The following is a 20,847-nucleotide window of genomic DNA, read 5'->3' as shown; positions in this document are numbered from 1 at the left end:
CGTTCAATTCGGAGCACCCCATGCCGATCTTCAAATCGTTCCCGCTGGCCTTCGCGCTGGTCATTTCTCCATTGGCTGCACACGCCACCACCATCAACCTGGCGGCTGACGACCAATGGGCTGCTTTCGGGGTGGACAGCCTGGCCTCCTTGAGTGGTGGCACCGAATGGATCGACAACCTCGATACCAATGCACCGGGTTATGGCTCTGCCCTGACATTCAACTTCACGATTGACGCCGGTCAGGTCGGGCAGTTCACCGTGGTGGACGCCAGCATGGCGGGCGATGCCTTCGATGTGTACAACAACGGCAGCTTGCTGGGGGCCACCAGCGTTGTGCCGCTTCAGCAGTATGGCGCGACCCCGGATGTGGGTTATGACTACGACGCCGCCTTGCTAGACAGCGCCTTCAGCCATCGCGTGTTCACGCTGGCAGCAGGCACCTACAGCATCACCGGTGTGCAAACCCAGTCCCTGATGCTGGATGACGGTAACGGCCATCTCGTGCCGCTCAACTTTGGCGCAGGCGCCGTCAAGCTCAGCGTGAGCGCGGTGCCCGAGCCTTCGTCGCTGGCCTTGTTGCTGGCCGCATTGGGCGTGACCTGGCTGGTCTCCCGCCGCAACTCGACGCGCTGACTGACGCATTCCAGGAGTCTTCATCATGATCATCCGTACCCTGTGCGCCAGCCTTGCGCTGGCTTTCGCTGGTCTGGCCTCGGCCCAGACCGCTCCCAAGCCTCCTTTCGTGGTCAAGCTCATCGGCTTCAACGATTACCACGGCAACCTGGAAACGCCGGGCACCTTCGGTGTCAACACCCTGGTGCCTGCGGCCAATCGCCCACCTGTGGGGGGCGCTGAATACATGGCGGCCTATGTGGCGCGCATGAAAGCCAGCAACCCGCTCAACGCCGTGGTGGGTGCAGGCGACTTCATCGGTGCCACGCCGCTGATTTCGGCCCTGTTCTTTGACGAGCCTGCAGTGGAGACCCTCAACAAGATCGGCGTGGAGTTCAATGCCGTGGGCAACCACGAGTTCGACAAGGGCAAGGACGAACTGCGCCGCCTGCAAAACGGAGGCTGCAAGTTCACCAACAACGTGCAGGAGCCCAACAGCTGCAAGGGCTTTGGCTCTGCCGTACCTGGTACGTTTGACGGTGCCAGGTTCAAGTGGCTGTCGGCCAACGTGGTGGAAACCGCCACGGGCAAGACCTTGCTGCCGGCTTATGGCATCAAGACCTTCAATGGCGTCAAGGTGGCCTTCATCGGCATGACGCTCAAGGGCACACCAGGCATCGTCACGCCCACCGGCGTGGCGGGTCTGACCTTCCAGGATGAGGCCGACACGGTCAATGCGCTGGTGCCCCGTCTGCGCGCCCAGGGTATCGAGTCGATCGTGGTGCTGGTTCACCAGGGGGGCTTCCAGAACCAGATGACGGGTGTCAGCAACCAGGCCATCACCAGCGACATCAATGGCTGTACGGGTGACTTGAAGAACACCGATGGCAGCGATTCCGATATCCGGGCCATCGTCAAGCGTCTGGACAACGCGGTCGACCTGGTGATCAGCGGCCACACGCATGCGGCCTACAACTGTTCGGCCAACACCGTGGACGTGCGTGGCACCTCACTGAGCAATGCCGTGACCACGGCTCGCCCGACCGGCATGCCCAACAAGGTTGGTCGCCTGGTGCCGGTGAGCAGCGCCAGCGCCTTTGGTCGCGTGCTGACCGATATCGATGTGACCATCAACCCCGCGACGCGCGACATCGTCGCCGTGAGCCCTCGCAATGTGCTGGTGGACCGCACGGATGCAGGCATCGTCAATGCCATTGCGGCCAATCCTGAAGTCAAGGATGTGGTGGGGGCCTACAAGGCGGCCGTCTCGCCGCTGGCCAATGCCGTGGTGGCCACGATCACCGCCGGCATGAGCAACTCGGCCAATGCTGCTGGCGAGATGGAAGCCGGTGACCTGATCGCCGATGCGCAACTGGCTGCCACGCAGCCTGCCAGCCTCGGTGGTGCGCAGATCGCCTTCATGAACGCCGGTGGCGTGCGCAATCCAGGGTTCGTGTCGACAGGCACCTATCCCTATGCGCTGACCTATGGTGACGCCTTCACGGTTCAGCCCTTTGGCAACAGCCTGGTGACCATGACGCTCACGGCCCAACAGATCAAGAATGTGCTGGAGCAGCAGTTCAGTGGCTGCAACGGACAGACTGCGCAGCGCATCATGCAGATCTCCAACGGCTTCAAGTACAGCTGGAGCGCCACGGGTACCTGCGGCAGCCGCATCACCGAGGTGAGCTTCACGCCGACCGACGTCACGGTGGCCCCACCTGCGGTCACCGGCCCGACCGAGATGTTGGTCGTCGGGGGCGTGGTGCAGAACCCCACCAAGACTTATCGTGTGACCGTGAACAACTTCATGGCAACCGGTGGTGATGGCTTCGCCACCTTGGTGGGGGGCACCAACCAGCTTGGTGGCGCCCAGGACATCGACGCCTTGATCGCCTACCTGGCAACCTACAAGAGCCAGAACATGGTCTACAACCCCGCGGACGTGGTGCTGTCCAAGCCGCGTATTTCGCGCCTGCCGTGATCGGGATCACGCGCTGGTGTGTGGCCGTCGCCTCCAGTGCGACGGTCCTTGCTGGGGCCTTCGCGGGCCCTTTGCCAATGGATGTGCAGGCCCCGCGCGTCGATCAGACGGGCTCGTCGCCACATGCACATGAGTCGGCAGGGCGCACGCCGGAATCCCTGGCTTTGCAGCGAAAGCTGCTGGTCGATGGCGAGGCCAGCCTGGTGGCCGGGCGCATTGACGATGCCCGGCGTGCCTTCGAGCAGGCGGCCTTGATGGCCCATGAGGCCGAGATCGAACTGGGCCTGCTGCGTACTCAGATGCAAGCGGGTGAATACCGTCAGGCGCTGGGCTTCGCCGCGCATACCGCAGGCGTGCACCTGGACGAAGTCGATGGCCGCGTCTTTTATGCCTGGCTGTTGAATCTGGGCGGGCAGATGGCCATGGCGGAGCGCACGCTGGCGCAAGCCGAGGAGCGCGCGCCGGCTCACCCCATGGTGCGGGCGGTGCGGCAGCGGTTTCAGTCGGGCTCGCTGCTGGCTTCTGACGCATTGTTGACCTTGCCGGCCAGGTTGGCGCCCTTCGAGACGGGGAGGGCTGTCGGGCCGCGTGCGCAGGTGCTGGCGTCGGCATACTTGCTGGCGGACGGTCGCCATGCACTGGCACCCCACGTTGCGCTGACGGGGCAGGGCCGCATCTGGCTTCGCAACGGTCTGGGGCAAACCGCAGAGGCACGGGTTGACGAACGTGACGAGGCACTGGGGCTGACCTTGCTGACGCTGTCTGACGCCATGCCGCCCGCAGGCGGTGATCTGCAGGCCCCGCAGGATGCCTTTGCGGGCTCACCGGCATTTGCATGTGACTACCCGGCGGACCCACAGGCTCGTCCTGCCTGGCCGGTCATGCGAGCAGGCTTTCTGGGCATGCCACAGCGGGGTCTGGATGGCGTGCGCTACCTTGGGGTGGAGTTGCCCGGGCGAAGCCGACGCGGCGGCCCTGTGTTTGATCAAGGTGGTCGACTTGTCGGCCTGGTGGTGGGGGCAGACGGAGCGGCTTCGGGTCAGGCGGCTGTGGCACCTGAGCGCATGATCAATGTCAGCGTGCTGCTGCAGCGCTTTGGTGACAAGTTGGGTGGCAAGGGTGGCATGGGGCGGCCGTCCCCGATGGGTGCCGATGAAATCTACGAGCGTGCCATGCGGACTTGCCTGCAAGTGATCGTGGATGAGCCCGAACGTGCGGCCAGCAGGCCCTAAACTCCGGGCATGAGCACGCCCGATGTCACCAACCTGATCGCCCGCGCCGAGATGCTGGTCAAGCGTCTTGATGCCCTCCTGCCTTCTCCGCATCATGCGCCGGTCACCGAACCGGACTGGTCGCTCTCGGTCGCGTTTCGCTACCGCAAGCGCAGCTCGACCGCCTGGGCCACAGGCTGGCTGGAGCCGGTGCGCCATGTGGCGGTCATCCGCTATGAAGACCTGAAAGAGGTCGACACGCAAAAAGGGCGCTTCGCGCGCAACCTGGCGCAGTTCGTGGCGGGCAAGCCAGCCAACAACGTGCTGCTCTCCGGTGCGCGTGGGACAGGCAAGTCATCGTTGGTGAAGGCGGGCTTGCAGGCGCATGCAGCGCAAGGCCTGCGTCTCATCGAGGTGGACAAGGCCGACATGATCGACCTGCCTGATCTGATCGAGATGGTCAGTGGGCGGCCCGAGCGCTTCATCATCTTCTGTGATGACCTCAGCTTCGATGATGGCGAGCCAGGCTACAAGGCCCTCAAGTCGATTCTGGATGGCACCGTCTCGGCCAGCGGCGACAACGTGATGATCATCGCTACGTCCAACCGCCGCCATCTGTTGCCCGAGTACCAGTCGGACAACAAGACCTACAAGCACACCGCCGATGGCGAGTTGCATCCCGGCGAAGCGGTGGAAGAGAAGATCTCGCTGTCCGAACGCTTCGGGCTGTGGATCAGCTTCTATCCCTTCACGCAGGATGAATACCTGGCCATCGTGGCGCAGTGGCTGTCGCACTTTGGCATGCCTGCCTCATCGCTGGATGCCGCCAGGCCCGAAGCGCTGGTCTGGGCCATCGAGCGTGGTTCGCGCTCCGGCCGCGTGGCTTACCAATTTGCACGCGACTTTGCCGGCCGCGATCACACGGGCGCTTGAATCAACATGGCTGAACACAAGACCGAACGCAAGTCCTACCACGTGATGGATGCCACCGACCGCACCCCGGTTGAAGTTGCCGTGGGTGTGCTCATCGAGCGCGACGCGCATGGCCGGGAAGGGCGCTTCCTGCTGACCTCACGGCCTGAAGGCAAGGTGTACGCGGGCTACTGGGAGTTTCCGGGCGGCAAGCTGGAAGCCGGTGAAACGGTCGAGCAGGCCTTGCGTCGCGAACTGCATGAAGAGATCGGTATCACCATTGGCGAGGCCCATCCCTGGCAGGTCGAGATCATGGACTACCCACACGCCCGCGTGCGCCTGCACTTCTGCAAGGTCTACCAATGGGCGGGTGAGTTCGAGATGCGCGAAGGCCAGCACATGGCCTGGCAGACCTTGCCGGTGGAAGTGGTGCCCGTGCTGCCGGGCACCATCCCGGTCTTGCAATGGCTGGCTTCAGAGCGCGGTCATGCAGGCCTGACGCATCAGGACGTGCTGACCGATTGATGCCTTGAAGTTATTGCGAGGCCGCGCTGGCTGCCTCGGAGGCTGCAGGCGCTGCAGAAGCAGCAGCCGAGGCCGGTGCCACTTCAGCAGCGGGCTCGGTAGTCTCGATGCCATGCTTTTCGCCGCTCATGTCGACGTTGGCGCCACCCTTCATCAAGAGAAACACGGCGAGCGCCGCAAAAATGGCAAAACCCACGAGCAACTTCCACATGCTTGATCTCCTTTGATCTGACAAATTCAGCGCGACGCATTCTGCGCCCTTAGTGTCGCAGATTCGGGTGGTGGATTCCCCCGCTTGCCGATTCCGTGCATCTTTGGCGCAGCTCGCATGCGGTATCCTGCCCCGCGTGAACTGACCAACATGAACCGACCGAGAGAGACTTCAAGCATGAGCTACAACACCCTGAGCTATGCCGTTGATGACGACGGCGTGCTGCTGCTGACCCTCAACCGCCCCGAGCAACTCAACTCGTTCACGGTCGAGATGGCCAACGAACTGGTGCATGCCTTCAACAGGGCCAGCGATGAAGACGCCGTGCGCGCCATCGTGGTGACCGGTGCGGGCAAGGCCTTCTGTGCCGGCATGGACCTGAGCGTGCCGGGCAATGTGTTTGGCCTGGACGAAACCCAGCAGCCAACCGTGCAGGACATGCATGAGCGCCTGGATGACCCCGCGATCTTCCACGGTGTGCGTGACACCGGCGGCCGCGTGGTGCTGTCCATCTTCAATTGCAAGAAGCCCGTGATCGGTGCCATCAATGGCGCGGCGGTGGGCATTGGCGCCACCATGACCTTGCCCATGGACATCCGCATCGCATCCGAGAAGGCGCGCATCGGCTTTGTGTTCGGGCGCATCGGCATCGTGCCCGAAGCGTGCTCCAGCTGGTTCCTGCCTCGCATCGTGGGCATCTCACAAGCCCTGGAGTGGACCTATATGGCCGACATCTTCGATGGCCATGAAGCGCAACGTGGTGGGCTGGTCAAGGCCGTGGTGCCACCGGAGCAACTGCTGGAAGAAGCCATGAAGATCGCGCGTCGCATTGCCACCGAGCGCTCGGCCGTGGGCATCGCGCTGACGCGTCAGATGATGTACCGCAACTCGGCGCAGCCTCACCCGCTGGCTGCACACCAGGTCGATTCGCTGGCCATGTTCTACACGAGCATCGGCGATGGCAAGGAAGGCGTGGCTGCTTTCCTGGAAAAGCGCCCTGCTCAGTTCAAGAGCAAGACCTCGGAGATGCCGCCGTTCTACCCCTGGTGGGAGTGAGCCGTATCGCGCCACATGCGCGATGAGCAGCCACAACAAAAAAAGCCCGGCGATGGCCGGGCTTTGCGCATAGAGCGTGCTGTGTGGTCCGCTGCTTCACCCTCGTCAGGTTGAAGCAGGGCCCCGCCAGAATCAGGACAGTTGGTCGCTGATCAGCTTGGTCAGTTCGAACATCGTGACCTGGGGCTTCTTGAAGATGACCTTCAGCTTGTCATCTGCATTGATGTTGCGCTTGTTGGCGGCATCTTGCAGATTGTGCTTCTTGATGTACTCCCACACCTTCTTGGTGACTTCCGTGCGGGGCAGCGGTGCGGCGCCGATGATGGCGGCCAGTGCTGGGCTCGGGGTCAGAGGTTTCAGGAAAGCAGCGTTAGGGGCGCGCTTGGCAGCGGCCTTCTTGGCAGCAGGTGCTGCAGCTTTCTTGGCGGGAGCGGCCTTTTTGGCCGGGGCTTTCTTCGCAGTTGCCATGTGAATTCACTCCATCAAAGGTCAGATCTGATGCGGCCCTGGGCATCTGCTGTATGCGCAGACGTTCCTCTAAGGCGTTGCGTTGCGATGGTAATGCGCTTTACCAGGGAAAAATAGCCTCTACCCCCCTTTGTGGCCCTCGAACATCAAGATTTTTTGCGCTGAAGCAGGTCGTGCACCGCCTTGGCGCGGGTTTGGGGCTTGAGATGGGCCGAGACAGGCTGCCTGGACTGCTATGGCGCGCTTCCTGCCCAGGTGTCGTGAAGTGTCGTGGGCAGGCGCTGCAGATTTTCTGCATTTGGTGTTCAATGCAGGCTTTTCGCCGATTCCATGGAGTACGTGATGACGCCTCAGGCAGTGCTGGCCCAACCCTTCACCTTGCCCAACGGGCAAGTGATCAAGAACCGCTTGTTCAAGTCCGCGATGAGCGAAGCCTTGAGTGATCGCTCTGGTCATGCCAATGCCGAACTGGCCCGGTTGTATGGCGCCTGGGCTGATGGCGGTATCGGTCTGTGCGTTACCGGTAACGTGATGATCGACAAACGTGCCTTGGGTGAGCCAGGCAACGTGATCATTGAAGACGAGTCCCAACTGCCTGCGTTGAAGGCATGGGCACAAGCTGCCACACGCAACGGCACTCAGTGCTGGGTGCAGCTCAATCATCCGGGCAAGCAGGCACCCAAGGGCCTGAACAAGGAAACGGTGTCGCCATCGGCCGTGCCTTTCCGCGCAGACATGAAGATGTTGTTCGCCACGCCACGTGAGCTCACGGATGCCGAGATCCACGGCTTGATCCAGCGATATGCCAAGGCGGCAGCCATCGTGAAGAAGGCAGGGTTCACCGGCGTGCAGATCCACGGTGCGCACGGCTATCTGGTCAGCCAGTTCCTGTCTCCACATCACAACCGCCGTACTGACGAATGGGGTGGCACGCCCGAGAAACGCCGTCGTTTCGTGCTGGAGGTGTACCGTGCCATGCGTGAGCAGGTGGGCCCCGATTTCGCCATCGGCATCAAACTCAACTCGGCCGACTTCCAGCGCGGTGGTTTCACGGAAGAAGAATCACTCGACACCATTCGGGCCTTGTCGGAAGCCGGTATCGATCTGATCGAAATCTCCGGTGGCACCTACGAGGCTCCGGCCATGACGGGCGTGAAGGCCAGCAAGGAGCCGGTCAAGGACAGCACCCGTCAACGCGAAGCCTATTTCCTGGTGTTCGCTGAAAAAGCACGCCAGGCGGTGAAGACGCCCTTGGTGGTGACAGGCGGCTTCCGTTCGGCGCAAGGCATGGCCGATGCCATCACATCCGGCGCCGTGGACTTTGTGGGCCTGGCACGCGCGCTGGCCATCGAGCCCGATGTGGCCAACCGTTTGCTGGCCGGGCAGGCGCCTCGCGAGCAGGTGCGCCCCATCAAGACAGGCATTGGTGCCATCGACAAGACCGGGATGATGGAGGTGTCCTGGTACACCGGGCAGCTCAAGCGCATCGGCAAGGGCGAGGCGCCCAAGCCGAGCGAGTCGGCCTTGTGGGTCTTCATCAAGCTCATGGCCAAGCAGGCGGGATTGGGGCGCAAGAAGGCGCCAACCCGTTTGCGCGCGAACTGATCCTCGCGATCTGACGCGCCGGCGCAGCGGCCCCACGCGCGCCACGCTCGGCATTCAGCGAATCGATACAAGCCGGTCCTGCCCCTGGTCAAGGGGGTAGTTGACCGGCTTGCTGCGTTACATCAAGGCCTTTGTGTCAATAATGATGATAATGCGAACCATTGTTATTTAGATTTGCTTGAAGATGAATGCCGATCTGTTGGGGCGTCGCGGTGCAAGAGGGCGGTCTCTGGTCTTGATGGCTTTGCTTGCAGCCGGGTTGACCGCGTGCGGTGGTGGCGGATCCTCGTCCAGCGGAAGTTCTTCGGCCACCACGCAGTCGGCCGGCCTGTCTGCCACGGCTGCGCTGGGCGAGAAGATCTTCAAGGATCCGAGCCTCTCCCTCAATGGCAACCAGTCTTGCGCGAGTTGCCATGATGCCGATCGAGGGCATGCGGGGCCGTTGGCAACCGGCGTGACCGAGCCCGGTTCGGATGGCAGTTCGGTAGGCGGGCGTGTGGCGCCTTCCATCCGCTACATGATCTTCAACAAGGCCTTCCGTTTCGAGGATGGCACGCCAACGGGCGGCTTCTTCTGGGACGGGCGCGCGGCCACGCTGTCCGAGCAGGGCAAAGGCCCCTTCCTCAATCCGCGTGAAATGGCCAATGCGGATGTGGCCACGGTGATCGCCAAGCTGGCGTCTGCCACCTATGCCAACGAGTTCAAGGCGCTGTATGGCCAGACCATCTTCAATGACCCGGCCGCCGCATTCGACCGCGTCGCACTGGCGCTGCAGGCCTACCAGAAGGAAGATGGCGAATTCGCACCTTTCAGCAGCAAGTACGACGCCTTCCTGCGTGGGCAGGCCAGCCTGAGTGCGTCGGAGCTGCGCGGTCTGGCGCTGTTCAACAGTTCGGCCAAGGGCAATTGCGCCGCCTGCCACCCCAGTGCCATGGGCAAGGACGGCAGCTTCCCGCTGTTCACGGACTTTTCGTATGACGCCCTGGGTGTGCCGCGCAACTGGGCCGTGGCCGGCAGTCACGGCGATCTGGGCTTGTGCGCCAATGACACCGGCACCATCAACGCGCTGGCCACCTCCGCCAAGGACGCGCTGTGCGGCAAGTTCAAGGTGCCGTCCCTGCGCAACGTGGGCTTGCGAAAGGCCTTCTTCCACAACGGGCGCTTCACCAGCCTGACGGATGTGGTGACCTTCTACGTGCAGCGTGATGTCAATCCAGATGCCTTCTACCTCGACATCAACGGCCTGCCGGATGTGAAGTTCAACGACCTGCCCGAGGCCTATCGCGGCAACGTCAACGTGACGGAGGGCCCCTACAACCGCCAGCCTGGCGACAGCCCCGCCTTGAACAGTGCCGAGATCAACGACCTTGTCGACTTCCTGTGCACGCTGACGGACAACTGGCCAGCCACAGCGTCGGACTGCAGGCGCTGAGCCCGACCGAGCCCCCTTTTCATCATCTCTGGATTACCGTCATGAAACAACTGCATCGCCTTACCCTGCTGGCCAGCGCATGCCTGAGTCTGGGCGCCATGAGTGCCGCGCAAGCAGCGCCGAAGCGTGTGAGCAAGCCTGTTGCCGCCGCGGCGGCACCCTCGCGTGAAGCCGAGTTGATCCAGCGGCTGGATCAATTGTCGGTTGAGATGGCGCAACTCAAGGCGCAACTGGCTGAACTCAAGCAGCAGGCTGCGAAGGCTGCGACAGATGACAAGGCCGTGGTGGCCAGCCCTGTTGTGGCACCGGCCCCTGCCGTTGTGGCGCCTCCCGTGACCACGGTTGCCAATGGCGTGGACGGTGGCGCCGCCAATGGTGCCGGCGCTGCCGGCGTTGAGCCCGCCACGGTGCTGACTGGCTACGGTGAGATCAATTACAACCGCTACAACAAGGATGCCTCACGCAATCAGGCTGATGTGCGCCGGGTGGTGCTGGGCATGCAGCATCGCGTCAACGAGAAGACCAAGATCGTGACCGAACTGGAAGTCGAGCACAGCGTGAGCTCGGCCGACGATGTGGGTGAAGTCGCCATCGAGCAGGCCTACGCCGAACGCCAGCTCAATGATCGCTGGGCCCTGCGGGCCGGCCTGTTCCTGATGCCCAGTGGCTTGCTCAATGAAAACCACGAACCCACGGCTTACTACGGTGTCGAGCGCAACTTCGTGGAAACAGCCATCATCCCCTCCACCTGGCGCGAAGGCGGTGTGCAACTGGTCGGCAACTTCGACAATGGCCTCACGCTGCAGACCGGCTTGAGCACCAGCTTCGATGTGTCCAAGTGGGCCACGGATGATGCCGAAACCGCCGAGTCGCCATTGGGTTCCGTGCATCAGGAAATGTCGCAGGCGCACGCCAAGGATCCAGCCGTGTTTGCAGCCTTGAACTGGCGGGGGCTGCCCGGCCTGCAACTGGGTGGATCCTGGTTCTCGGGCAATGGTGGTCAAGGGCAAGCTGCGGCAGCAGGCAACAGCCTGCGCGTGACATTGTGGGATCTGCACGCACGCTACACCCTCGGTGGCTTGGATCTGTCGAGCGTGTATGCGCGCGGCACGATCTCGGGTACGGCTGCCTTCAACACCCTCAACATTGGCAGTGGTCCAGACTGGTACCCCATTCCCAAGAGCTTTGATGGCGTGTACGTGCAAGCGGCCTACAAGCTGTGGTCGTCGGATGACCTGAGTCTGTCGCCGTTCGTCCGCGCAGAGCGCTTCAACACGCGCAAATCCTTTGCCGACATCGGGCAAGGTCTCACCGCTGATGCCGCGGCCACCCGTCAGGTCTATACCCTGGGCGCCAACCTCAATGTGGGCCAGGGCCTGGTCTTCAAGGCAGACATCCAACGTTTCAAGCACGACGGCGACAATAACCGCCTCGACCTGGGTCTGGGCTGGAGTTTCTGACGTGCGTTTCAAGTTGATGGATACAAGCCAGGTGTGGCCCGTGACGGCGGCACTGGCTGCGGCTGCCGTGCCCACAGCCACCTATGCGGTGGACTACATGAGCCCGCAGCAGGCACAACAGGCTTTGTTTCCACAAGCCGATCGATTCGATGTGCGCGACGTCAAGCTGGATGCAACGCAGATGCAGGCCATGGCCAGCCGTTATGGCGTGCCGGCTCGTTCAGCGCAGTGGAAGGTGCTGGAAGCATCGCAAGGTGGCAAGCGCCAGGGCTGGGTGGTCATCGACAACGTCGTGGGCAAGTTCGAGTTGATCACGTACGCCGTTGGTATTGCTGTGGATGGCACGGTCCGGCAGGTCGAGATCCTGTCCTATCGCGAAAGCCATGGTGGTGAAATCAGGTTGCCGGCCTGGCGCCAGCAGTTCGTGGGCAAGACGGCGCAAGCGCCCATCAAGGTGGGCAGCGACATTGCCAACATCAGTGGCGCCACCCTTTCCTGCACCCATGTGACCGAGGGCATCAAGCGCATTGCGGCGCTCATCGACATCGCCCGTGCTGGCGGCCAGCTTGGAGCGGGTGCTTGAGTCTGGTTGCCTGGCCGCCACATGAGGGGGTGCAATGGGTACGTCGTGCTCGGCCGGTACTGGGTACCCTGGTCGACATCGGTGTGCCCGCAGGTGCAGAGGCGGCGCTGCAAGCTGCTTTCGAGGTCATGCAGCTGGTGCAGCGGCACATGTCGGTGTTCGAGTCGGGCAGTGATCTGCGTCGCAGCCTGGCGGCCGAACCTGGTCAGCCTGTTGCCCTGCACCCCTGGACAGCGGAGGTGCTGCAGTTCGCCCAAACCTTGCACGTGCAGTCTGCCGGGCTGTTTGACGTGGCCCTGGGTTCCGGCTCCTGGCAACTGGACAGGCAAGGTGACGACTGCTTTCTGATTCGCCACCGTGCTTCGACCCGCATCGACCTGGGTGGCCTGGCCAAAGGCTGGGCTGTGGACAAGGCCGTTGAGGCGGCCCTCGCGCACGGGGCCTCTGCGATCTGGGTCAATGCCGGTGGTGACCTGCGTGTCCAGGGCTTGACCTTGCCCGTCGTGTTGCGGGATGAGTTGTCCGGGGGCGTTCGACCCTGGGCCGAGTTGCAGGATGGCGCCCTGGCCACCAGTGACTTCCGGCCTGGCGCACGATCACGTCTGACGGGGCAGGTGGCGGCCTTGCATCTGAGCGTGCTGGCACCCCGTTGCGCCTGGGCTGATGCGCTGACGAAAGTTCTGGCACAGTGCCCCGAACTGGATCAAGGTCTGGCGCACGACTTGCTGCAACACTACCAGGCGCAAGCCTGGGTTCATGATCCAACCTGACACGCATCGGCATGAAGCACCGCAACCGAATCTCGCGCGCCCAACGTCGCACGCTGTATGCGGCCACAGCGCTGCTCGCACTCACTGGCTTGATGTGGCTGAGCGTGCATCAACTGGCCTGGCCGGCCATGTCTCGCGCCAGCATGGAGGGATTGCCCAGCCCATGGGAGCCCTGGTTGATGAAGCTTCATGGTGCCGCCATGATGGTGATGCTGTTCCTGACGGGGCGCATCTCGGCCACCCACGTGATGCGAGGCTGGCGCCTGAAGTGGCGTGTGGCCGATGGCGTGGGGCTGTTGGTCGGATTGGCTGCGTTGACCTTGACCGGCTACAGCCTGTACTACCTGGTGCCCGACGACTGGCGTGATGCCAATGGCTGGTTGCATGCAGCCATCGGCGTGCTCTGGGTGGTGACCTTGCTGGTACACCGTCGCACGCCGCCAGGCCGCCACTGATCGGCCTGGCGTCCGCCGCCAGGCCTCTACATCAGCCCGCCGTCTTGCTGGGGCCAATGGCTGGCGCGGTTTTCACGCTCCAGATCATGGTCACCGCCAGGATGCCGATCACCACACCCAGCGAGACCAGCACGGGGATCTTCACAATGTCGATCAGCATCATCTTGCTGCCGATGAACACGAGGATCACCGCCAGCCCATAGCTCAGCAGGTGGAACTTGGCTGCCATGGCGGCCAGCAGGAAGTACATGGCGCGCAGACCCAGGATGGCAAAGATGTTCGAGGTCAGCACGATGAACGGGTCGGACGTGATGGCGTAGATGGCCGGGATGGAGTCCACCGCGAAGATCACGTCAGTGAAGCCCACCAGGGCCACCACGAGCAGCAAGGGCGTGGCGATGCGCGCGCCGTTCTGAACGGTCCAGAAGTTCTCGCCGTCGAAATGCTTGCTCACCGGCAACAGGCGGCGCAGCAATTTGAGCGCAGGGTTGTCTTCCAGATTGGGCTCCTTGTCAGCGGCCCACCACATCTTGATGCCGGTCAGCAGCAGGAAGGCACCGAACACGTACAGCACCCAGTGGAACTGGCTGATCAGCCAGCCACCCACGAGGATCATGGCCGTGCGCAGCACGATGGCACCAATGATGCCGATCATGAGCACGCGCTTCTGATAGGCGGGCGGTACCGAGAAGTAGGTGAAGATCATCAGGAAGACAAAGATGTTGTCTACCGCCAATGATTTTTCGATCAGGTAGCCGGTAAGGAATTCCAGTGCCTTCGCGTTGGCAATGGCAGATCCCTGGTCCTGCATGAAAGCCCACCACAGCAGGCCATTGAAGGCCATGCTGAGCGCCACCCAGATGGCGGACCATCGCACGGCCTCGGGGACGGACACCTCGTGTGAGCCTTGCTTCTTGAGGACGACGAAGTCCACGAACAAGGCAGCCAGCACGAACAAGATAAAAACAATCCAGAGCCACAGTGGCGCCAGGGTTTGCATGATGGTTCTCCAAAAGGAACAAGCATGGCGAAGCCGACATGGCCTCGCGCCTCAAGCGCCGAAAAATCTTGCTGGGCAGACGGGCGTCTGCCTGTGGGCCCCGGATCAGCAACCAGGTGTTGCTCATCGTGTTGACGGGGGGCACCGCCAACCTTGCAGTTGGCGCGCTACTCCTCTTTCGGACAGACCGATTCTAGCCTTGAAGACCATTGTCCCTGTGGGGAACAAGGGTATCAAGTGGCGTCAGCCGCCAGCTTCGTCACGCATGTCTTCGCGTTGTTGCCGCTGCCAGACCTTCAGTCGTGCATCCATCACGCTGAGTTCGACCACATCGGCGGCGTTGGGCTGGCGGAAGCGCTTTTGCGCCCCCTGGATGCGGTCAATGGCGCCAGGCAGGTCGCCCAGCGCCGCCACGGCTTCCGCTTCTGCCCGGACGGCACGCAGGGGCTCGCGGAGCCGTTGCCACAGTTCGGCCAGCGTGGACCAGGCTGCTGCGTCATGCGGATGGTTGCTCACATGCGTTTGAAGGCGGGATGCGGCATCGGCCCAGGCCGATTGCTGTGCCTTGCCTTCCGGGAGCGACAGGGCAATGTGTGCGGCCAGCAGGACTTCAGGGCGCCCATCGGCATGGCTCGCGGTCTTGTTCTCGGCCAGTTCCCTGTTCAGGGACGCGGCCGCTTCGACAGCCTGATGGCTGGCGAGCTGGCAATCCACGACGGCCAGCGACAGGATGCGGTCCACGGCGGCTTGCTGGCTCACCGGCAGGGCCTTGGCTGCCTGCCGGGCCAGCGCCAGGGTCTGCAGGCCGTGCGCCGCGTCGCCGCTGCGCTGCTGGGCCACGCCTGCCGTGTAGTACGCCGTCACCGCCTGCAAGGCCGTGGCGTTGCGCCTGATGTCCGGGTTGGACAGGTTCTGCAGCGACACACTGCGTGTATCCATCAACACCCGTGAGCGAGCCGCCATCAGCGTGTGCTGAGCCCAGATGGCGCTGTCCTGGCCGCGCCCTTGCGAAGCGAGTCGCCAGCCGCCCGGGCCCAGGCGCGCGCGCGCTTCGCCGATCCGTTCGGTGGTCAGCGGGTGGGTGCGCAGATAGGGGTAGCTGCCGTCGTCATTCAGGCGGGAGGCCTGTTGCAGGTGCTCGAACATCTCGGCCATGCCGGCCTGATCGAAGCCTGATTCGCCCAGCACGCCATAACCGACACGATCGGCTTCGCGCTCCATGTCGCGCGAGAAGTTCAATTGCCCCTGAATGGCAACGGCCTGCCCGCCATAGATCATGGCCTGGGCGGCCTGCGGGTTGCGGCTGGCCGCCAGGATGCCCAGCACCATCGACGCCAGGCTGACCCAGGATTGGCGTGACTGCTGGCCAATCATGCGGGCGATGTGGCGTTGCGTAACGTGTGACAGTTCGTGCGCCAGCACCGAGGCGAGCTCGTCAGGTGTGGCCGTCATGGCCAGAAGCCCCAGGTGGACGCCGATGTAGCCGCCCGGCAGGGCGAATGCATTGACGGTGCGGTCACGAACAAGGAAGGGCTCCCAGGCGTGAGACGCCTCCAGCTCCGGGCTGATCTCGCCGCGCTGGCGGGCACCGGCCAGCAGGCGTGTCCATACCTCGCTCACATATTCCAGCACCATGGGGTCGTCCACCACGTCCGGGTCGCGCAGGATGGAGCGCATGATCCGGTCACCCAGCCGGCGCTCAGCCATGGGTGACAACTCCTGGCCTGCTGTATCTCCCAGTGCCGGCAGCGCCGAAGAGGCGGTGCTAGCCGGTAACTGGTTCGGTGCCTGCGCCGACAAGCCCAGTGGCCATCCCACCATGATCAGGGCGGCGGCAGCCCAGCGGGTCAGCCAGGGCCTTGACGATGACGCGTTCGGAGCCTTGATAGGCCGGGGGGACGAGGCAGGTTGTGGAGCAGTCAAAGGCATGAACACAAAACCGGTGGTGCAACTGCGCAGTATGCTGCGAAGCGTGCGTGCCTGGACGGCGGAAACAACCGCAGGTTCAGGTACTTGAACTACTTTACCTTTCCCCACATGGGGGCAACACGGCTATTGTCCATGAGCGAGCTCACGCATTTTGATCATCAAGGTCAGGCCCACATGGTGGATGTGTCCGACAAGGCGGCCACCGTGCGTGTGGCCGTGGCACAAGGGCGCATCGTCATGCTGCCATCGACCCTGGCGCTGATCGCGCAGGGCCGTGCCGGCAAGGGCGATGTACTCGGCGTGGCCCGTATTGCTGCCATTCAAGGTGCCAAACGCACGGCAGACCTCATTCCGCTATGCCATCCGCTGTCGCTGTCCAAGGTGGCGGTCGAGTTCGAGCTGGATGAGGTGGGTTCGGCTGTGGTCTGTCGGGTGACCGTGCAGACGGTCGGCCCGACCGGGGTCGAGATGGAGGCCCTGACCGCGGTGCAGGTGGGTTTGCTCACCATTTATGACATGTGCAAGGCCGCCGACCGCGGCATGGTCATGACCGACGTGGGCCTGCTGGAAAAAGTGGGTGGCAAGTCCGGGCACTGGCAACGCCAGGCCCCGTCCGCGGCCTGAGCTGATCGCCCAGGCGCACACGCTCATCAAGGCAGCAGTTCCCGCCACGTGTAACGTTGTTTGGGCTCTTCGCACTGGAAGGGGCGTTCTTCGCCCGGCTCCAGTTGTGTCTTGCATACTGACAGGAACTCGTCCCCCAGCGGGTTGCGGAACTCCTTGAGCCTTTGCACCACATACCGTCCCTTGTCTTCCTGGCCATGCTCGGCCAGTGAACGGGCGTAGGCAGCCATCAATCGGGCATCCACCAGATTGTGCAAGGTGCGTTTGAACGCTGCCGGCGGTTTGCTGGGGTCTTCTTCGTCCACGCTGGTCACATCGGCGTAGTCGGCCTGGTACCCCCACCAGATGTGCTTCATGCCGTTTTCGATGCGTTTGTCCAGTGGCCCGGCGCCCTTTCTGGGCGCGTAGATGTTGACCGCCGACCAGTAGTCGGTGGCGCACCAGAGGCTGAGCGCGGACATCAGCAGACCGGCCGCCAGCATGCCGCGACCAGCGGTCTGACGCGGCTCCTGCTGCTGACGCTCGGCCTGGATGGACAGCCCGAGCCCCCAGGCAAAAGCCGTTGGCAGCAGGAAGTAGCTGTACCACAAGGGGTACTCCAGCAAGCTGTGCAGGGCTGCGATGGCCACGATCACGCTGCAGGCACCGACGGTGGAGATCACGCCACTGTCGTCATGCGCATCCTGCTTCGACAGCCCGATGAACAAGGCGTAGACCCCCAGCAGGGCCAGCATCAGCAGCAGCGCCGTCACGGGCAGGCCGAACTCGACGGCCCATTGCATCGGCAGGTTGTGGGTGTGATCGAAGAACGCCACCGGGCGGGTGGGGAAGGGTGTGAAAGTCCAGGCGAGATTGAATTCGCCGTAACCCACGCCCAGCCAGGGATGGGTCTTGATCAGCTCCCACACATTCGCCCAGATCTTGAAGCGGGAGCTGGAGATATCGCTGCCGTCGTGCAGGCGGGCCTCTGCCGCGAAGGTGACGCCCTTGTGCGCATGGGCCCACAGCCACATGCCGCCCCAACACAGCCCGTAAATGACCGGCGCACCGATCAGCGCGGCCCGCAGAACCTTGGGCAGGCGCCTGTCGACGAGGCCCCAGACCGTCAGGAAGATCATGCCCACCATGCCCGTGCGCGAAGCCGTCAGCACGATGCCCCAGATGAAGAAGGTCACCAGTGCAGCGGCCAGCCAGCCTGGCAGACGGCGACGCGCGCCCATCCAGGCGGCGCCGGCGCATGAAAATACCAGCAAGGTGCTGAAGTGATTGGGTTGGCGCAGGTTGCCCACGGCGCGGCCGGGCATGGTCGGCTCCGCCACGAAAATGCCGTCGGCCCAGCCAGGATGAAAGACCTGAATCAGCGCCAGCACCATGCCGGCTACACCTGCTGCCGTCAGGGCCCCGAAGAAGGTCTCCGCGATGGCGAGCCGATCGATGCTCTGGCCAGCGCGCCAGCCTGCGCGCAGCGTCAGCCATGCGCCGAGTGCCATGCCGCCGCCCATCAGGCCCAGCCCGGCTGGAAGCGCGCCCCACACGAAGGCTGATCCAAAGGCCTCCAGGGCGCAGATCAGCAGCATGGCGCTCAAGCAGGACAGGGCCAGCCCCTTGGGGCCATGCGTGGCGGCCCGGGGTTGTCCGCCCAACACCGCAATGAAGAACCCCCAGCCCAGTACGGCCAGCACCTGGTTGAAGAAGGTCACGGAAGGTGGCTCATGGTGTGCCACCAGGGTCGGGACAAGAACGGCCAGCAGGCTCATGGCCCACCAGGTGGGCAGTTGCCGGTTTGCGGAATCTTCGGAGGCAGACGTGATCATGGCCGCTATTGTCGCGGCAGTTCTCGTGCTTGGCGGAGGGGGGTGGGGGATGTGGTGTGGCGTCAGCGGCAAGGCATTGCTGGTGGATGACAAGTGGCAATAGGCCCATCTGCCCCAAGGATGTCCAAAAGCGCTGACACTGGCGGATCTCGCCGAGGACAACCACCCGAAAAGATCAACATGAACACCAGCGCACAGACGACGCTGGCGCCCACGACCTTGCTGGTCAAGGAGCGCTTGCTGTTGTGGAGCCTCGCGGCCATCAATTTCACCCACATCGTCGATTTCATGGTGATGATGCCTCTGGGGCCGCAGCTGACGAAGCTGTTCCACCTCACGGATGCGCAGTTCGGTCTGCTGGTGTCGGCTTATTCGCTGGCCGCCGGGCTGTCCGGTCTGATGGTGTCGATGGTGATCGACCGGTTCGAACGCAAGCGTGCCTTGCTGTGGGTCTACGCCGGTTTCGCTCTGGCCACCCTGGCCTGCGGCCTGGCGCCAAGCTATGGCGCCCTGATGGCCGCGCGCGTGGCCGCGGGTGTGTTCGGTGGCGTGCTGGGTGCCCTGGTGCAGACCATCGTGGGTGATGCCGTGCCGTTCGAGCGCCGGGGGCAGGCGATGGGCCTGGTGATGTCGGCCTTCTCCTTGTCCACGGTGGCAGGGGTGCCGCTTTCCTTGTGGATGGCCAGCATGTGGGGATGGCACATGCCCTTTTTTGCGATCGCGGCGGTGTCCGTGCTGGTCCTGCTGGCCGCGTGGCGCTCGGTGCCCCTGTTGCGGGGGCACATGGCCGGTGTGTCTGCGCAGCCACCGATCGAGCAATTGCGGCGCGTGCTGGCCGAGCCCAATCACTGGCGAGCCTTTGCGCTGTCCATGCTGATGCTGTCGGGCAGCTTCAGCATCATCCCCTACATCACGATCTACACCACAGCCAACGTGGGCCTGACGCAGGAGCAGGTGCCCTATGTGTACCTGGCGGGTGGTATCGCCACGCTGTTCACCGCGCGCCTGTGGGGGCGCCTGACTGATCGCTGGGGCAAGGTCCTGATGTTCCGCGTGATCAGCGTGGCAGCCGTGCTGCCCATGTTGGCGCTGACGCATTTGCCCGTGGTGCCCGTACCGGTTCTGCTGGTGGTCACGACGGCCTTCTTCGTGTTCGTGTCCGGTCGCATGGTGCCGGGCATGGCCTTGTTGACGGCCGCGCCGGAGCCTGCCATGCGTGGCTCGTTCATGAGTGTCAACGGTGCACTGCAGTCGGCCGCCATGGGGGTCTCGGCCTGGGTGGGCGGCATGCTGATTTCACGCACGCCTGACGGGCTGGTGGAGGGCTATGGCCGCACGGGCTGGCTGGCACTGGCGACCACGTTGATCATGGTCTGGTGGGTGGGGCATCTGCGCCTGCATACACAGGCCAAGGCCCCATGAACAGGGCCTTTTGAGCTGTCGCAACTGTTTACGGGTTTTCTTCACGGCACGGCCGGTCTCCATACAAATACTGAGTTCTTGTACTTGTCATGAAAGCCTGACAGGCGCACACTGGTCTTCCGGTTGACGGTTTTCAGCAGTAAGCCGCAACAACTCGATGCGGTCCATCCGCTGAGTCGCCACCCGGGTGTCTTCAACGTTCCTGCTCTCGAAAGGAGGCAGTATGAATTTGACGATCAGTGGCCACCATCTGGAAGTTACCCCTTCGCTACGTGAGTACGTACTTACCAAGCTGGATCGAGTGACCCGTCATTTCGATCAAGTCGTGGACGTCAATGTCCTGCTAACCGTTGAAAAGCAAAAGGAAAAGGATCGCCGACAAAAGGCTGAAGTGACTTTGCATGTGAAGGGAAAGGACATCTTTGTTGAAACCTCTCATGAAGACCTTTACGCTGCCATTGACCAGTTGATGGACAAGTTGGATCGTCAAGTCTGCCGCCACAAGGACCGCGTGCAGGATCATCACCACGCATCCCACAAGCGCCAGGCCACACCCTGGGACGCTATTCAATAAGCACGCGCTGCCGCCGCAAGCCTCAAACAGCGTGCTTGGTGTGACCTGATTGCGGGTCGCCAGCGCAGGTAGGCACCAAGTTAACGGCCCTTCGGGGCCGTTTTTCATGGGCCGCGCGTTTCGCATCGGGCTAGAGTCATTTCATCTCCTGGTCATGGTGGCGTTCCAGGGCATTTTTGGGAATTTGCCTCTTGCTGC

The 20,847-nt window shown here is 63.0% G+C and carries 20 protein-coding genes; 15 read left to right on the top strand and 5 right to left on the bottom strand.

The window, feature by feature from the left end:
* Positions 1–20 precede the first annotated feature (20 nt).
* The 5 genes from VFW93_RS00765 (at position 21) to VFW93_RS00745 (ending at position 5,246) form a co-directional block, all read left to right on the top strand.
* Complete coding sequence (locus tag VFW93_RS00765) at positions 21–635, top strand: PEP-CTERM sorting domain-containing protein (RefSeq protein ID WP_329692083.1); 615 nt, start codon at positions 21–23, stop codon at positions 633–635.
* Positions 636–660: 25 nt separating this feature from the next.
* The gene (locus VFW93_RS00760) at positions 661–2,598 is read left to right on the top strand and encodes a bifunctional metallophosphatase/5'-nucleotidase (RefSeq protein WP_329692082.1); all 1,938 of its coding nucleotides are present in this window, start codon (positions 661–663) and stop codon (positions 2,596–2,598) included.
* Between the two features lie 77 nt (positions 2,599–2,675).
* Positions 2,676–3,830 (top strand): hypothetical protein, encoded by a 1,155-nt coding sequence (locus VFW93_RS00755; protein ID WP_329692081.1) that lies wholly within the window; start codon positions 2,676–2,678, stop codon positions 3,828–3,830.
* Positions 3,831–3,839: 9 nt separating this feature from the next.
* Positions 3,840–4,742 (top strand): ATP-binding protein, encoded by a 903-nt coding sequence (locus VFW93_RS00750; RefSeq protein WP_329692080.1) that lies wholly within the window; start codon positions 3,840–3,842, stop codon positions 4,740–4,742.
* A gap of 6 nt (positions 4,743–4,748) precedes the next feature.
* Complete coding sequence (locus VFW93_RS00745; protein WP_329692079.1) at positions 4,749–5,246, top strand: NUDIX domain-containing protein; 498 nt, start codon at positions 4,749–4,751, stop codon at positions 5,244–5,246.
* A gap of 10 nt (positions 5,247–5,256) precedes the next feature.
* On the opposite strand, the gene VFW93_RS00740 is transcribed toward VFW93_RS00745, so the two are convergent.
* The gene (locus VFW93_RS00740) at positions 5,257–5,457 is read right to left on the bottom strand and encodes a hypothetical protein (protein WP_329692078.1); all 201 of its coding nucleotides are present in this window, start codon (positions 5,455–5,457) and stop codon (positions 5,257–5,259) included.
* Between the two features lie 177 nt (positions 5,458–5,634).
* Between VFW93_RS00740 and VFW93_RS00735 the strand changes: the two genes are divergently transcribed.
* Positions 5,635–6,513, top strand: coding sequence for a crotonase/enoyl-CoA hydratase family protein (locus VFW93_RS00735; protein ID WP_329692077.1), 879 nt, complete (start codon positions 5,635–5,637; stop codon positions 6,511–6,513).
* Between the two features lie 132 nt (positions 6,514–6,645).
* Here VFW93_RS00735 and VFW93_RS00730 read toward each other — a convergent pair whose 3' ends face one another.
* Positions 6,646–6,981: an SWIB/MDM2 domain-containing protein gene (locus VFW93_RS00730; protein WP_329692076.1), complete on the bottom strand. Its 336-nt coding sequence runs from the start codon at positions 6,979–6,981 to the stop codon at positions 6,646–6,648.
* Positions 6,982–7,323: 342 nt separating this feature from the next.
* Here VFW93_RS00730 and VFW93_RS00725 point away from each other — a divergent pair, with 342 nt between their 5' ends.
* From VFW93_RS00725 to VFW93_RS00700, 6 genes are all read left to right on the top strand, one after another.
* On the top strand, positions 7,324–8,586 hold the full coding sequence (locus VFW93_RS00725; RefSeq protein ID WP_329692075.1) for an NADH:flavin oxidoreductase/NADH oxidase family protein: 1,263 nt from the start codon (positions 7,324–7,326) through the stop codon (positions 8,584–8,586).
* A gap of 238 nt (positions 8,587–8,824) precedes the next feature.
* Positions 8,825–10,018, top strand: a complete 1,194-nt coding sequence (locus tag VFW93_RS00720; RefSeq protein ID WP_329692074.1) for a cytochrome-c peroxidase — start codon at positions 8,825–8,827, stop codon at positions 10,016–10,018.
* A 41-nt stretch (positions 10,019–10,059) separates the two neighbouring features.
* The gene (locus VFW93_RS00715; protein ID WP_329692073.1) at positions 10,060–11,478 is read left to right on the top strand and encodes a porin; all 1,419 of its coding nucleotides are present in this window, start codon (positions 10,060–10,062) and stop codon (positions 11,476–11,478) included.
* A gap of 1 nt (position 11,479) precedes the next feature.
* Positions 11,480–12,061: an FMN-binding protein gene (locus VFW93_RS00710; protein WP_329692072.1), complete on the top strand. Its 582-nt coding sequence runs from the start codon at positions 11,480–11,482 to the stop codon at positions 12,059–12,061.
* On the top strand, positions 12,058–12,831 hold the full coding sequence (locus VFW93_RS00705; protein WP_329692071.1) for an FAD:protein FMN transferase: 774 nt from the start codon (positions 12,058–12,060) through the stop codon (positions 12,829–12,831). The genes VFW93_RS00710 and VFW93_RS00705 overlap by 4 nt, the downstream gene beginning before the upstream one ends.
* Before the next feature lie 11 nt (positions 12,832–12,842).
* Entirely contained in the window at positions 12,843–13,286 is a 444-nt protein-coding gene (locus VFW93_RS00700; protein ID WP_329692070.1) for a hypothetical protein, read from the top strand.
* A 31-nt stretch (positions 13,287–13,317) separates the two neighbouring features.
* On the opposite strand, the gene VFW93_RS00695 is transcribed toward VFW93_RS00700, so the two are convergent.
* Complete coding sequence (locus VFW93_RS00695; protein ID WP_329692069.1) at positions 13,318–14,286, bottom strand: TerC family protein; 969 nt, start codon at positions 14,284–14,286, stop codon at positions 13,318–13,320.
* A gap of 243 nt (positions 14,287–14,529) precedes the next feature.
* The gene (locus VFW93_RS00690) at positions 14,530–15,993 is read right to left on the bottom strand and encodes a M48 family metalloprotease (protein ID WP_329692068.1); all 1,464 of its coding nucleotides are present in this window, start codon (positions 15,991–15,993) and stop codon (positions 14,530–14,532) included.
* A 354-nt stretch (positions 15,994–16,347) separates the two neighbouring features.
* Between VFW93_RS00690 and moaC the strand changes: the two genes are divergently transcribed.
* Positions 16,348–16,839, top strand: a complete 492-nt coding sequence (moaC, locus tag VFW93_RS00685; protein ID WP_329692067.1) for a cyclic pyranopterin monophosphate synthase MoaC — start codon at positions 16,348–16,350, stop codon at positions 16,837–16,839.
* A 26-nt stretch (positions 16,840–16,865) separates the two neighbouring features.
* Here the strand turns inward: moaC and VFW93_RS00680 are convergent, their stop codons facing one another.
* Positions 16,866–18,653 (bottom strand): PglL family O-oligosaccharyltransferase, encoded by a 1,788-nt coding sequence (locus tag VFW93_RS00680; RefSeq protein WP_329692066.1) that lies wholly within the window; start codon positions 18,651–18,653, stop codon positions 16,866–16,868.
* Positions 18,654–18,833: 180 nt separating this feature from the next.
* On the opposite strand from VFW93_RS00680, the gene VFW93_RS00675 reads away from it, so the two are divergent.
* A complete protein-coding gene (locus VFW93_RS00675) occupies positions 18,834–20,075 on the top strand; it encodes an MFS transporter (protein ID WP_329692065.1) in 1,242 nt (413 codons plus the stop codon).
* 223 nt (positions 20,076–20,298) lie between these two features.
* The gene (gene hpf, locus VFW93_RS00670) at positions 20,299–20,649 is read left to right on the top strand and encodes a ribosome hibernation-promoting factor, HPF/YfiA family (RefSeq protein ID WP_290676097.1); all 351 of its coding nucleotides are present in this window, start codon (positions 20,299–20,301) and stop codon (positions 20,647–20,649) included.
* The last annotated feature ends 198 nt before the right edge of the window (positions 20,650–20,847 follow it).

The organism is Aquabacterium sp., from assembly GCF_036279675.1.
Classification (GTDB): Bacteria; Pseudomonadota; Gammaproteobacteria; order Burkholderiales; family Burkholderiaceae_C; genus Aquabacterium.
This window is presented reverse-complemented; position numbering and strand designations above follow the sequence as displayed.